Annotated in this window: 15 protein-coding genes and 1 tRNA gene; 8 read left to right on the top strand and 8 right to left on the bottom strand. The window is 72.7% G+C overall.

Going from position 1 to position 12,737, the window contains the following annotated elements; all coding sequences use genetic code 11:
* The first annotated feature begins 223 nt into the window (after positions 1–223).
* Positions 224–721: an ATP-binding protein gene (locus tag IE305_RS25050; protein WP_190132006.1), complete on the top strand. Its 498-nt coding sequence runs from the start codon at positions 224–226 to the stop codon at positions 719–721.
* A gap of 9 nt (positions 722–730) precedes the next feature.
* Here the strand turns inward: IE305_RS25050 and IE305_RS25045 are convergent, their stop codons facing one another.
* The 4 genes from IE305_RS25045 to rpmG form a co-directional block, all read right to left on the bottom strand.
* The gene (locus IE305_RS25045) at positions 731–970 is read right to left on the bottom strand and encodes a DUF397 domain-containing protein (protein ID WP_190132005.1); all 240 of its coding nucleotides are present in this window, start codon (positions 968–970) and stop codon (positions 731–733) included.
* Positions 971–1,158: 188 nt separating this feature from the next.
* On the bottom strand, positions 1,159–1,431 hold the full coding sequence (gene rpsR / locus IE305_RS25040; RefSeq protein ID WP_190132004.1) for a 30S ribosomal protein S18: 273 nt from the start codon (positions 1,429–1,431) through the stop codon (positions 1,159–1,161).
* Positions 1,432–1,523: 92 nt separating this feature from the next.
* On the bottom strand, positions 1,524–2,708 hold the full coding sequence (locus IE305_RS25035) for a CobW family GTP-binding protein (protein ID WP_229891506.1): 1,185 nt from the start codon (positions 2,706–2,708) through the stop codon (positions 1,524–1,526).
* 5 nt (positions 2,709–2,713) lie between these two features.
* On the bottom strand, positions 2,714–2,878 hold the full coding sequence (rpmG, locus tag IE305_RS25030) for a 50S ribosomal protein L33 (protein WP_190132003.1): 165 nt from the start codon (positions 2,876–2,878) through the stop codon (positions 2,714–2,716).
* A gap of 62 nt (positions 2,879–2,940) precedes the next feature.
* Between rpmG and rpmB the strand changes: the two genes are divergently transcribed.
* The 4 genes from rpmB to IE305_RS25010 all read left to right on the top strand — a co-directional run bounded on the left by rpmB (position 2,941) and on the right by IE305_RS25010 (position 5,414).
* On the top strand, positions 2,941–3,177 hold the full coding sequence (gene rpmB / locus IE305_RS25025; protein ID WP_190132002.1) for a 50S ribosomal protein L28: 237 nt from the start codon (positions 2,941–2,943) through the stop codon (positions 3,175–3,177).
* Positions 3,177–3,479 carry a 30S ribosomal protein S14 gene (gene rpsN / locus IE305_RS25020; RefSeq protein ID WP_190132001.1) on the top strand — a complete coding sequence of 101 codons (303 nt, stop codon included), beginning with the start codon at positions 3,177–3,179 and terminating at the stop codon, positions 3,477–3,479. Before rpmB ends, rpsN begins: the two co-directional genes overlap by 1 nt.
* Positions 3,480–3,790: 311 nt before the next feature.
* Complete coding sequence (locus tag IE305_RS25015) at positions 3,791–4,819, top strand: rod shape-determining protein (RefSeq protein ID WP_190132000.1); 1,029 nt, start codon at positions 3,791–3,793, stop codon at positions 4,817–4,819.
* Between the two features lie 139 nt (positions 4,820–4,958).
* Positions 4,959–5,414, top strand: coding sequence for a tellurite resistance TerB family protein (locus tag IE305_RS25010; RefSeq protein WP_190131999.1), 456 nt, complete (start codon positions 4,959–4,961; stop codon positions 5,412–5,414).
* 126 nt (positions 5,415–5,540) lie between these two features.
* Here IE305_RS25010 and IE305_RS25005 read toward each other — a convergent pair whose 3' ends face one another.
* A complete protein-coding gene (locus IE305_RS25005; protein ID WP_190131998.1) occupies positions 5,541–6,638 on the bottom strand; it encodes a type III polyketide synthase in 1,098 nt (365 codons plus the stop codon).
* Between the two features lie 233 nt (positions 6,639–6,871).
* Here IE305_RS25005 and IE305_RS25000 point away from each other — a divergent pair, with 233 nt between their 5' ends.
* From IE305_RS25000 to IE305_RS24990, 3 genes are all read left to right on the top strand, one after another.
* Complete coding sequence (locus tag IE305_RS25000) at positions 6,872–7,681, top strand: thioesterase II family protein (RefSeq protein ID WP_229891504.1); 810 nt, start codon at positions 6,872–6,874, stop codon at positions 7,679–7,681.
* A gap of 68 nt (positions 7,682–7,749) precedes the next feature.
* The gene (locus IE305_RS24995; RefSeq protein ID WP_190131996.1) at positions 7,750–8,520 is read left to right on the top strand and encodes a glucose 1-dehydrogenase; all 771 of its coding nucleotides are present in this window, start codon (positions 7,750–7,752) and stop codon (positions 8,518–8,520) included.
* A 113-nt stretch (positions 8,521–8,633) separates the two neighbouring features.
* Positions 8,634–9,260 (top strand): ScbR family autoregulator-binding transcription factor, encoded by a 627-nt coding sequence (locus tag IE305_RS24990; protein WP_190131995.1) that lies wholly within the window; start codon positions 8,634–8,636, stop codon positions 9,258–9,260.
* A 75-nt stretch (positions 9,261–9,335) separates the two neighbouring features.
* Here the strand turns inward: IE305_RS24990 and IE305_RS24985 are convergent.
* The 3 genes from IE305_RS24985 to IE305_RS24975 all read right to left on the bottom strand — a co-directional run bounded on the left by IE305_RS24985 (position 9,336) and on the right by IE305_RS24975 (position 12,637).
* Positions 9,336–9,409 (bottom strand) — tRNA-Thr (locus IE305_RS24985).
* Positions 9,410–9,514: 105 nt separating this feature from the next.
* Positions 9,515–11,116 carry an alpha/beta hydrolase gene (locus IE305_RS24980; protein WP_190131994.1) on the bottom strand — a complete coding sequence of 534 codons (1,602 nt, stop codon included), beginning with the start codon at positions 11,114–11,116 and terminating at the stop codon, positions 9,515–9,517.
* A gap of 309 nt (positions 11,117–11,425) precedes the next feature.
* Positions 11,426–12,637: a DNA polymerase III subunit delta' gene (locus IE305_RS24975; RefSeq protein WP_190131993.1), complete on the bottom strand. Its 1,212-nt coding sequence runs from the start codon at positions 12,635–12,637 to the stop codon at positions 11,426–11,428.
* Between the last annotated feature and the right edge of the window lie 100 nt (positions 12,638–12,737).

The raw sequence follows: 12,737 nt of genomic DNA, 5'->3' as shown, positions 1-12,737 counted from the left end.
ACCTCCGGGGCCCCCTACGGGAAGGTCCGGAGTCCCGGACCGGCCACGGGTGGAGGTGCTACGGCGCGGGACGTAGGGAGAATTGCCCGCCAACCCGCGTGCGCGCCCCCAAATCCCCCTCGTGCACGTGCATCTGCCCTTGCATCCGCCCCGCGCATTGGGAACCATGGTGCTCGCACACGTGCACGCCACGTCACGCCCTCGATTGCCAGGAGTGCCTCGGATGGGTACCGAAGGATCGACTGTGCTCTCTCCCTTATGGCGAGAGCTTCCTCCGATCGACTCATCCGCCGACTCCCTCTCGGCATCGTGCCTGCTCCCATCGCGGTACGAAGCGGTCGGCGGCGCGCGGAGCTTCATCAGAGCCACACTCGGCCAGTGGGACCTCGGCAACCTCTTCGACGAGGTCGCCCTGGTCGTGTCGGAGCTGGTGACCAACGCCCTGCGCTACGCCGTGCCGGATACCGCCGCAGGACCGGAGCACGAGCCACCGGTACGCCTCCAGCTGATGCGCTGGACGACACGGCTGGTGTGCGCGGTACGCGATCCGAGCGAGGCCGGACCCGTCGCGGGCGAGGCCGGCACCGGGGACGAGTGCGGGCGCGGGCTGTTCCTGGTGGAGCAGTTCAGCGACGCCTGGGGCTGGCACCCCCTGGCGGCCACGGCGGGCCCGGTGCGGGGCAAGGTGGTCTGGGCGCTGTTCCGCCTGCCGCGCGACTAGATCACGGGGTTAGTCGCGTATCAGGTAGTCGAATTCACCGTCTTTGATCCCCAGCAGCATCGCTTCGATCTCTGCGGGGGTGTAGACGAGCGCCGGGCCGTCCGGGTGGCGGGAGTTGCGCACGGCGATCCCGCCACCCGGAAGCTTCGCGAACTCCACGCAGGAACCCTGGGAGTTCGAGTACCGGCTCTTTCGCCATACGACATCGTGGATGTCCGAGGCGGCCATGCCGTTGTACGCCTGGGGCACTGGACCCTCCCGGATCATTGCAGGGGGCACCCTCTTTCCCCGGACTTCTCTGAACAGGGTTTCGAGGATGGCAACTGCACCGGATCATAGCCGCGTTCATGTGCGCATGCATGAGCCGATGCACGTGCACTCAGGGTGTTCCCGCCACTACGAAACGGCGCCCGCGCCCTCTTCGTTCCGTGCGCTTCTCAGCCCTTCCTGCCGGAAGCCGCACGTCCGGCGGCCGGCCCCGCGGAATACGGAAGCAGCGCCATCTCCCGCGCATTCCTGATCGCACGCGCCAGGCGGCGCTGCTGTTGCACCGTGACACCCGTCACGCGACGACTGCGGATCTTCCCCCGGTCAGAAATGAACTTCCGGAGAAGATCGGTGTCCTTGTAGTCGATGTACGTGATTCCGGCGGCGTCGAGGGGATTGCGGCGCGGCTTGCGGTTCTTGCGCCGCGCGGGGTCGGTGGGCACGGGTGGTTCCTTTCCGCGGAGGGGTGGGGAGGGGAGGGAACGGCCGGGAAGACGGCCGGATTCGCGTGGTGGCGGGGACGGGGAGCGGCGGGTCAGGAGACCGGGGCGAGGAGTTCGTCGAAGGCGGGCGGGAGGTGGCGCCAAGCGGCCGGCCCGCCCGCGTACTCGGCATCGGTCAGCAGGCAGGAGCCGAGCAGCTCACGGAGCCCGTCCGTGTCCAGGCCGGGCGCGGTGAACGTGAGGTGCTGCCCGCGGTCGCCGTGCTCGGGGTGCCAGTCCAGGGCGGCGGCCACCCGGCGTTCGGCGGGCACCATCTCCCAGGCGGCCTCGGGCAGCGCCGCGAGCCAGGGACCGGCGTTCTCCACGCACAGCGCGCCGCCGGCGGCGTCCCAGGCCAGCAGCGTGTCCGGCCGGTCGGCCAGCCAGAACCGCCCGCGGCTGCGGGCCGCCGCACAGGTGAGGTCCTCCAGGGCCGCGTACAGCCGGCCGGGGTGGAAGGGCCGGTCCGCGCGCCAGACGAGCGTGGCGACGCCGTGCTCGCGCGCCTCCTGGGGCAACAGGGCGCAGGCCGGGTGCGCGCGGGCGGCGGCGGCCTCGGTGTCGAAGCCCCCGAAGGCGGCTGCGACCAGGTCCACCGAGCCGGCCCGCACCTGGCGTGCGGCGGGGGCCGTCTGGGCGAGCAGGGCGTGGTCGGCGGGTTCCGCGGCCTCCGGGCCGTCGGCGAGGGCGAGCACCGAGACGTACTCCACCTGCCGGGCGAAGGTGTCGCCCACCGTGCGCCGGTCGCTCACCGCGACCGCGAGTCCCGTCTCGGCGAGGTCGTCCCCGCAGGCCAGGTAGGGCAGGACGAACGCGGGGTCGACGGCCGTGAGGACGCCGGTGAGGCGGAAGCCGCTGCCGCCGCCCGCGCCGTGGGCGGCGACGGCCTCCGCCACGCCCCGCGGCTCGACGGAGTCCCACAGCTCCACGACGGCCAGCCGGCAGACGCCGGTGTCCGCCAGACGGCGCAGCTCGGGCAGCAGGTCCTCACGCAGGGCGCAGCAGCCGCAGCCGTTGACCAGGGGGACGTCTGCGGCGCCCAGGGCGCGGAAGCGGTCGCGGACGGTCCGGCGGACCGTTTCGGCGCCCGGTGGCACGGCGAGGTCGTGGTGCAGGGCGAGGCTCCCCGGGACGGTCTCCAGCAGGCGCTGGACGACCGCCGCGCGGGCGTCCGCGTGCAGGCCGCCGACGAGGACGACGGGCAGGGGGCCGCGGCCGGCCGGGCTCACTGCGTTCACGGCACTCAGCGCTCCTCGCGGAAGACGACGTGCCGGCCGGCCACCGGGTCGAACTTGCGGAGTTCCAGCCGTTCGGGGTCATTACGGCGGTTCTTGCGGGTGACGTAGGTGTAGCCGGTCCCGGCGGTGGACCGGAGTTTGACGACGGGGCGTAGTTCGTTGCGGGCCATGGCCGGTACTATACAGAAACGGTTTCCATTTTCATTAACGAGCTTCCGAGGAGGTGCCGACCGTGGCAGCACACTGCCAACTGACGGGCCGGCGGCCGGGCTTCGGCAACACGGTCTCCCACTCGCACCGGCGTACCGCCCGCCGCTTCGACCCCAACGTGCAGCGCAAGCGCTACTGGCTGGCGAGCGAACGGCGCCATGTGCGCCTCACGCTGAGCGCCAAGGGGATCAGGACGGTGGACGCCATCGGCGTCGAAGCGGCGGTCGCACGGATCCGCGCGCGAGGGGGACGGGTCTGATGGCGAAGAAGAGCAAGATCGTGAAGAACGAGGCGCGACGGATCACGGTCGCGCGGTACGCGGCGCGGCGCGCCCTCCTGAAGGCGGTCGTCCGCTGTCCGGGTACGCCGCCGGAGGAGCGCGAGGCGGCGCAGCGCGCGCTGTGCCGGCAACCGCGCGACGCGAGCGCGACGCGTGTACGCAACCGTGACGCGCTGGACGGCCGCCCCCGCGGCTGCCTGCGCGCCTTCGGCCTCTCCCGCATCAACGTCCGCGCGCACGCCCATGCGGGGTTCCTGCCGGGGGTACGGAAGGGAAGCTGAGCGAAGGGGGGCGGGGGCGCCCCCGGCCCCCTCCCCTACCCCCATCCCTACCCCCGCCGCGCCCATGAGGCGCAGGTCAGACCCATTGTCAGACCCCGGTGGCAGACTCACTCGCGTGACGCCGGCCGAGACGGGCGACGGGGGTGTTCGCCTCGGCCGGGCGTCGCGTGTCCCTGACGGGACGTCACCCCCTGCTCCCCCGGGCGGCTCATTTCAGCGGGCACCCCGGCGCGCCGCCTTGCACGATGGCCGCAGGGCCCTCGGCGGCCCGACCACCCGCGCACGACCGCACCACCAGGGCAGGACACCCGATGACCCTCAGCCTCGAACAGTTGCGCCGCTGCACCGTCGCGGTGGACCTCGGCGCCGCCAGGACACGCGTCTACGTCAAGGACGAAGGGCTGGTCGTGGACGAACCCAGCCTCGCCGCCGTGAACACCCGCACCGGCTCCCTCATCGCCGTGGGGACCCTCGCCGGCGGCATGGCCGGCCGCACGCCCGGCCACATCCGCGTCGTCCGCCCCATCTCCGGCGGCACCGTCGTGGACATCGACATGGCCCAGCGCATGCTGCGCTTCCTGGTCAACGACAAGATCCGGCGCGCGTGGCGGCGCAAGCCCATGCTGCGCGCCGCCGTCTGCCTGCCGCACGACGCCGAGCCCATCGCCCGGCGCGCCGCCGTGGAGGTGCTCAGTGCGCTCGGCACGCGCCGCGTGGAGCTGGTGGACACGCTCATCGCGGCCGCCGTCGGCTGCGGCCTGCCCGTCGAGCAGCCGGAGGCGACAATGATCGTCGTCTGCGGCGCGGCCTCCACCCAGGTGGCGGTGCTCTCCCTGGGCTCCATCGTGGCGGCCGAGAAGGTGCAGGTGGGCGGGGACGCCATCGACTACGCCGTGATCCAGCACCTGCGCAGCGAGCACGAGCTGATGCTGCCCTCCCAGGGCCTGCACCCCCTGCACCTGGCGCTCTTCGACCCGGCCCGGATGGGCACGGAGGCGGAGGTGCGCGGCCGGGACGTCGCCACGGGCCTGTCCCGTACGGTCCTGGTCAACACCGCACACGTCCGCGAGGCCATCCACACCCCGCTCACCGCGGTGCTGGACGCCATCGGGCGCGTGCTGCGCGAGTGCCCGCCCGACCTGGTGGCCGACCTCGCCGAGCGCGGCGTGATGCTGGCGGGCGGCAGCGCGATGCTGCCGGGGCTCGACACCATGATCGAACAGGCGACCGGCATGGTCGTGCGCATCGCCGACCAGCCCGACATCTGCTCGGTGCTGGGGCTCGGGGCGATGATGGAGGGACGGATCAGGCCGATGAGCCTGGACGCGCTGTCCGGCTGAAGGCGGTGCTGTTCGGGTGAAGGGGGCTCAGCCGGGAGCTCTCACGCCACTTCTCACCGATTTCATCCACTTGGGAACTTCTTTACCCTCCTGCACCGTTCTCCCCGTGCACCCGAACAGCACGAGGAGAGGGACGCACATGGCGCTCTGGGACCGGCTCAAGGAATCGGCCACGACGATGCAGGGCCAGCTGGTGGCGAAGAAGAACGACCTGAAGAGCGGGGCGTTCCGCGATGCCAGCATGGCGATGTGCGCGCTGGTGGCGGCCGCAGACGGCACCGTGGACGCCTCGGAGCGGCAGCGCGTCGCCTCGCTCATCGCCACCAACGACGTGCTGCGGAACTTCCCCGTCGACGACCTCCAGGCGCGGTTCAACGACTACTGCCAGAAGCTGGCGACGGACTTCGACTTCGGCAAGGTCAGCGTCCTGCAGACCATAGGCAAGGTGCAGAAGAAGCCGACCGAGGCCCGTGCCGTGGTCCAGATCGGCATCGTCATCGGTGGCGCCGACGGCAACTTCGACAAGGACGAGCAGGCGGTGGTCCGCGAGGTCTGCTTCGCGCTGGGCATCAACCCGGCGGAGTTCGACCTCTGACGGTCCGGGTGGCCGGCCGGCCGGCCGCGGGACGCCGGACGCCTCGCCCGGCTCACCCGCCGCCGCGCGCGGGCCGGCGGCCACGGCCCCGTACCCGGGTGCCGTGGCCGCCGGCCGGCCCGCCCGTCACACGGTCTGTGCCGCCGCCTCCCGTCCCATGCGGTCGCCGTCCTCCGCCGCGCCGATCCACGTGCCGAGGGCGATCTCGGCCGTGATGCCCGGGCCGAAGCCCGCGATGATGCCGCGCGCCCGGTCCTCCGCGCCGCCCTCCAAGAAGAGACGTTCCAGCGCGTCGAAGATGACCGCGCTGGCGATGTTGCCGCGCTCGGTGAGCGTGTCCCGGCTGTAGCGGAACGTTTCTGGAGGCAGTCCGAGGTACCGCCCCAGGTCGTCCAGAATGCGCGGCCCGCCGGCGTGGACGATGTAGAAGTCCAGCTCGGAGACGTCCCATTGGTGGGGCTCGGCCATGTCGCGCATGGCGGGCGCGAGCATCGCCATCGTGCCGGGGACCCGCTTGTCCAGGAGGAAGTGGAAACCGGTGTCCCGGACCCCGTAGGAGATCCACGACTCGGTGTCCGGCACCAGGTGCGAGCCGTTGCGCTCGATGCGCACCCCCGCGCCCCCCTCGCCCCGCACCACCGCCGCCGCCAGGGCGTCGCCGAAGAGGCCGTTGGAGAGGAGGTTCCCGACGCCGAGGTCGGTCGGCTGATAGAGCAGCGAACAGAATTCGCACGCCACGATCAGCACGTTCGCCCCCGGGTAGGCACGGCAGAAGTCGTGCGCCCGGTTGATCGCCGCCCCGCCGGCGGCACAGCCCAGCTGGGCGATGGGCAGCTGACGGGTCTCGTTGCGGAAGTCCATCGTGTTGATCAGCCAGGCAGTCATCGAAGGCATCATGAAGCCTGTACAGGACACGTACACGATGAGATCGATGTCACGCGCCGTCAGCTCGGCGTTGGCCAGGGCGCGCCGGACCACGTCCGGCACGCGCGCCTTGGCCTCGCGTTCGTAACGGGCGTTACGCACGGTGAAGCCCGGATGTTTCAGAGTGTCCTCGATGGGCTGCACCAGATGCCGGGTCTGTACCCCGGTATTGCCGATCAGCCGGAGGGCCAGTTCCAGTTGCGGATGATCGGCGTGCAGCGTGCGCGCGAGCTCCAGGGTCTCCTCCCTGGTGATCACGTGCTCGGGGACGGCGATGGCCGGTCTGCACAGTGTCGCCATGACGGCCTCCCAGTCGCGTAGGTCTCGACACCTGCTCAGGGCCGCCAAAATGGCGTGCCAGCTTATGTCCAGTACATGCCGCATTGCGGGGCACGCCACACATATGCGCTGAAAGTTCACTCAAAGGACGGAATTGGACTGTTCTGCGGAACCTCGTCCCCCGTGACCCTTCCGGGACGCCCGCGCCACCACGGAAGATGGTCTTCACCTACGGAGACACGAGGAGACACTCGGTGAGCAGAACATGGTTCCGCCGCTTCGGTACGGGCCGCCGGGACGGCATACGCATCGTCCTCTTCCCGCACGCCGGTGGCTCGGCCAGCGCCTATCTCGCCCTGTCCCGCACCCTCACCCGGACGCCGGCCGGCACCGGCGGCGTCACCGCGGACCCCGCGGACGTACCGGACGTGGTGGCCGTGCAGTACCCGGGGCGGCAGGACCGTCATCACGAGCCCGCCTACGACGACATCGGCGCGCTCGCCGACCGGCTGACCGAGGAGGTCATGCCGCTGACGGACCGTCCGTTCGCCTTTTTCGGCCACAGCATGGGCGCCGTCCTCGCCTACGAGGTCGCACGCCGCCTCGAACAGCGCTCGGCACCCACACCGGAGCGCCTCTTCCTCTCCGCGCGCTCCGCCCCGCGGGCCACGCCCCGCGAACAGGACCAGGTCGGCTCGGACGAGGAGCTGCTGGAACGGATGCGCCGCCTGGGCGGCACGGCCGCCGGCATCTTCGACGAGCCCGAGCTCCTCGCCCTGGCCATGCCCGCGCTCCGCGCCGACTACCGCGCCGTCGGCTCGTACGCCTGGACGCCCGGCGCACCCCTGAACATCCCGTTCACCGTGCTCGTCGGCGACAGCGACCCGGTGGTCACCGTCGAGGGCGCCCGCGCGTGGCAGGGCTTCTCGGCCGCCCGCTGCGAGGTGCGCGTCTTCCCCGGCGGCCACTTCTACCTCGACGACCACACCCCGGAGGTGGCCGAGCTGATCGAGCGCACCCTGGGCGTACCGCGCCGGGAACCCGCGCCCGACCTGCGCGCGTGACCTGCGCCTGACCTGCGCCCGGCCATCCGGCCTCCACACCGGCCGCCCCGGCTGGCAAACTCCCGATCATGACGCAAAATCATCTTCTTTTCGGCAAAGTCGCTTTGGTCACCGGGGCGAGCAGCGGCATAGGCGCGGCGGCCGCCCGGGTCTTCGCGCGCGAGGGCGCGAAGGTCGTGCTGGCCGCCCGCCGCGAGGACCGGCTGGCCGGCCTGGTCGGGGAACTGCGCGAGGCCGGTGCCGAGGCCGCGTACGTGGTCGCGGACGTCGCCCGCGCGGAGGAGGCCGAGGCGGCCGTGGCGTTCGCCGTCGAGCGGTACGGACGGCTGGACGCGGCCTTCAACAACGCGGGCATCGGCGGCGACCGCACACCGCTGCACCTGATGGGCGACGACGTCTTCGACGCCATCATGGACACCAACGTCCGCGGCGTGTGGAACTGCCTCCGCCCCGAGATCGCCGCGATGCTCGAACACGGCGACGGCGGCAGCATCGTCAACAACGCCAGCGTGGGCGGCCTCGTCGCCATCCCGGCCGCCGCGCCGTACGTGGCCTCCAAGCACGCGGTGGTCGGCCTGACCCGGGCCGCCGCCGACGAGTACGCCCGCGACCGCATCCGCGTCAACGCGGTGGCCCCCGGAACCACCCGGAGCGAGATCACCGTCGACTGGTTCGCGCGCAACCCGGGCCTGGAGGAGATGGTCCACGGCATGACCCCGCAGGCCCGCACCGCCGACCCGGAGGAGATCGCCGAGGCCGCCGCGTGGCTGCTCAGCGACCGTTCGCCGTTCCTCACGGGCGTCGTGATGCCGGTGGACGGCGGCTTCGTCAACCAGTGACGCGGGGCCCCGCCCCGGCGGCGGCACCCGGGGCGCGCCGCTTCGGAATTCCGGCTTCCAGCGGGCACGATGGCTCCACCGTGACGGGCGCGGACAGGCAAGGAGGGCTCCCCGTGGCGCAGCAGGAGCGCGCCGTCCGCACCCGGCGGGCGATTCTGGAAGCGGCGGGACACGTCTTCGACGCGCACGGGTACGAAGCGGCCACCATCGCCCAGATCCTGGAGCGCGCCGGCGTGACGCGCGGGGCCCTCTATTTCCACTTCTCCTCCAAGGAGGACCTCGCGCGCGGCGTCCTGGCGGAGGCGGTGACCACCGAGGGCCTGCTGCCGCAGCGCTTCAAGCTCCAGGAACTGGTCGACGCCTCGCTGCTCCTCGCCCACCGCCTGCCCCGCGAGCCGCTCCTGCGCGCCTCGATGCGCCTCTCGGTGGACCAGCGGGCCCGCGCGATGTTCGGCACGAAGTGGCCGGACTGGATCGCCGTCGCCGAACGCCTCCTCACCGAGGCCGAGCACAACGGCGAAACGCTCCCGCACGTCTCCCCCGCGGACACCGCCCGCCTCCTGGTGGCCGCCTGGACGGGCGTCCAGCTGGTGGCCGAGGCGGTCCCGCGCGACGAGGAGCTGGTCGACGAGATCACCCGCCTCTACCGCCTCACCCTCCCCAACATCGCGGTCCCGGGCGTCATGGCCAGCCTCGACGTGGCCCCGGACCGCCCTTTGCGCCTGGGAACGAGCAGTTGACCGACCGGAGCGGCGTCAGCCCGTACACACCACAAAGCCCAGGTCATCATTGGGCGATGACCTGGGCTTTCGGGGAGCCACCTGCGGGATTCGAACCCGCGACCTACGCATTACGAGTGCGTTGCTCTGGCCAACTGAGCTAAGGTGGCGCGCTGCCTGCGCCTGACGGCATCAGCAGCGGGGCCAAGTCTACAGGGTCGTGCGGGGTGCTCCGTACACGCGCCCGCCCGGGGGCGGGCGGGCGCTCGTGGAGGTCAGGTGCAGCGGCGCTGGGCCGGGGGGGCGGTGGTGGTGAGGAGGTAGTCGTTGATCGCGGAGTCGACGCAGGAGCTGCCGCGGTTGTAGGCCGTGTGGCCGTCGCCCTCGTACGTCAGCAGGCGCCCGGAGGACAGCTGGCCGGCCAGGCCGCGGGCCCAGCGGTAGGGGGTCGCCGGGTCGCGGGTGGTGCCGACGACGAGGATCGGGGCGGCGCCGCGCGCGGTGATGCGGTGCGGGCCGCCGGTGGCCTTGACGGGCCAGTAAGCGCAGGTCAGCGCGCCCCAGGCGAAGCTCGTACCGAAGGCGGGGGACGCCTTCTCGAAGGCGGGCAGCGCCCGCCGGACGCCCGCCGGGCTGCGGAAGGGCGGGGCCTGGTCGAGGCAGTTCACGGCCGAGTTGGCGGCCATCAGGTTGGTGTACGAGCCGTGCTCGTCGCGCTCGTAGTACGCGTCGGAGAGGCGGAGGAGCAGGGCGCCGTCGCCGTTCTGGGCGTCGTTCAGGGCGCGCCGCAGCAGGGGCCAGGCGGCCTGGTCGTACATGGCGGAGATCACACCGGTGGTGGCCAGGCTCTCGGTGAGGTCGCGTCGGGTGCCGGTGGGCAGCGGCTGGGAGTCGAGCTGGTCGAAGAACGCCTTGAGGCGGGTGCCCGCCACGCCGGGACCGCCGCCGGCGAGCGTGCAGTCCTCGTGCTCGGCGCAGTCCTCGGCGAAGGACTCGAACGCGGTCTGGAAGCCGGCCGTCTGGTCGCGGTTGACGCTCTGCGCGTCCAGGGAGGGGTCCAGTGCGCCGTCGAGGACGAGCCGCCCGACGCGCGAGGGGAAGAGCCCGGCGTAGGTGGCGCCGAGGAACGTGCCGTAGGAGGCGCCGACGTAGTGCAGCTTGTCGTCGCCGAGCACGGCACGGAAGAGGTCCATGTCGCGGGCGGCCTCGACCGTGGAGACGTGCCGCAGCAGCCGCCCGGAGCGCGCGGCACAGCCGTTCGCGTACTCCCGGTAGGCGGCCACCAGCCGGCGCACCTCGGCGTCGTCGTCGGGGGTCTGGTCGACCTGCGCGAACTCGTCCATCCGCGCGTCGGACAGGCAGGTGACCGGCTCGCTGCCGGCCACGCCGCGCGGGTCCATGGCGACCATGTCGTAGCGGGCGCGCACGGACCGCGGGTAGCGGGTGCCCGCGAAGGCCTGGAGGAAGCCGACGGCCGAGCCGCCCGGCCCGCCCGGGTTCACCATGAGCGAGCCCAGCTTCGCCCCCGGCCCGGTGGCCTTTTTGCGGGAGACGGCGAGCTTGATGTCACCGCCTCGGCGCGGGGCGGCGTAGTCGAGGGGCGCGCGCAGGGTCGCGCACTCGAACCCCGCGCGCTTGCCGCCGCACGAGTGCCACGCGAGCTTCTGCCCGTAGTACCGGCGCAGGGCGGCCGGCACCGCGGTGGGCAGCGGGCGCAACGGCGGGGCCGGAGAGGCGGCCGCCGCCGCGGAGCCGGCGACTCCGCCGGGTTCCGGCGCTCTGGCCGGCACGGCGTCCGCGGGCACCACGGCGGAGAGCAGCAGGGCGGCGGCCGCGGCGAACGTGCCGGAGCGGCGGAGCAGGCGGGTGGAGTCCATCGGCTGGTCCCTCGGTGACGGCTGACGGGAGGACCCGCGCGTGCCGCACGACGCCGGGGGTGACGCCGCGGCATACCCGTACACCGGGCATACGCATACATACGACATGCGGACATGCGGACATGACGACATGCGTAGGACTACGCGGGCATACGGAGCGTATCCGGGCGGATACCCGAGTTGGCCAGCCTTGGCGGCGACGGGACCTCGTACGAGTGAGGAATCACCCAACCTGCGGTGTGCCCGGCTCCGCGCGTACTACTCACGCGCGTTACTCACGCGAGGCCGTTCACCGCGCACGGCGGGCTCTCAGCCCGCGCGGAGGGCGACCGTCATGGCCTCCACCGCGAGCAGCGGCGCCACGTTGCGGTCGAGCGCCTCGCGGCAGGCCACGATCGCCTCGATGCGGCGCAGCGTCTGCTCGGGGCGCGAGGACGAGGCGACGCGCTGCAACCCGTCGTACACGTCGGTGTTGGCCGGCTGGACGCCCGCGCCGAGCTGCATCGCCAGGACGTCGCGGTAGAAGCCGGCCAGGTCGGTCAGGGCCAGGTCGAGGCTGTCGCGCTGGGTACGCGTGGCCCGCCGCTTCTGCCGGTCCTGGAGCTCCTTCATCACGCCGGCGGTGCCGCGCGGCAGCCGGCCGCCGCTGCCGGAGGCGGCGCCCAGCGCCGCCCGCAGCTCCTCGGTCTCCTTGGTGTCGACCTCCTCGGCGACCTGCTTGGCGTCCTCCGCCGCGGCGTCGATCAGCTCCTGTGCCGCCTTCAGGCAGCCGCCCAGGTCCGCCACGCGCAACGGCAGCTTCAGCACCGCCGCGCGCCGCGCCCGCGCCCGCTCGTCCGTGGCCAGCCTGCGGGCCCGCCCGATGTGGCCCTGCGTGGCGCGGGCCATCTGCGCGGCGAGCTCCGGCTCGATGCCGTCGCGACGGACGAGGACCTCGGCCACCGCGTCCACCGGGGGCGTCCGCAGCGTCAGGGACCGGCACCGGGAACGGATCGTGGGCAGCACGTCCTCCAGCGACGGCGCGCACAGCAGCCACACCGTGCGCGGCGCGGGCTCCTCGACGGCCTTCAGCAGGACGTTGCCGGCGCCCTCGGTCAGCCGGTCGGCGTCCTCCAGGACGATCACCTGCCAGCGCCCGCCGGCGGGCGACAGCTGCGCCCGCCGCACCAGGTCACGCGTCTCCTTGACGCCGATCGACAGCAGGTCCGTACGGACGATCTCCACGTCGGCGTGCGTGCCCACGAGGGAGGTGTGGCAGCCGTCGCAGAACCCGCAGCCCGGGCCGGACACCGCCCGGTCGGGGCTGACGCACTGGAGCGCGGCGGCGAAGGCCCGCGCGGCGGTGGCCCGCCCGGAACCGGGCGGGCCGGTGAACAGCCAGGCGTGCGTCATGCGCGAGGCCCCGGCCTCGGCCAGGGGGTCGGCCGCGGCGGCCGTGACGTACGCGTCGGCGTCCCGCGCGGCCGCGGCGAGCTGCTCGCTCACCCGTTCCTGGCCGACCAGGTCCTCCCACACCGCCATACGTCCCGCCTCCGCACTCTCCGTCCGCGGCTACCCATTGTGGGCCACGGCACCGACAGGGCGGTCCGCTTCGGGGCGCCGCCGCCGTCCGCACGCCCCC

Origin of the sequence: Streptomyces mashuensis, assembly GCF_014654785.1 — a bacterium.
GTDB classification, from domain to species: domain Bacteria; phylum Actinomycetota; class Actinomycetes; order Streptomycetales; family Streptomycetaceae; genus Streptomyces; species Streptomyces mashuensis.
Note: the sequence above shows the minus strand (reverse complement) of the source record. Positions and strands in the feature narration are given on the sequence as shown.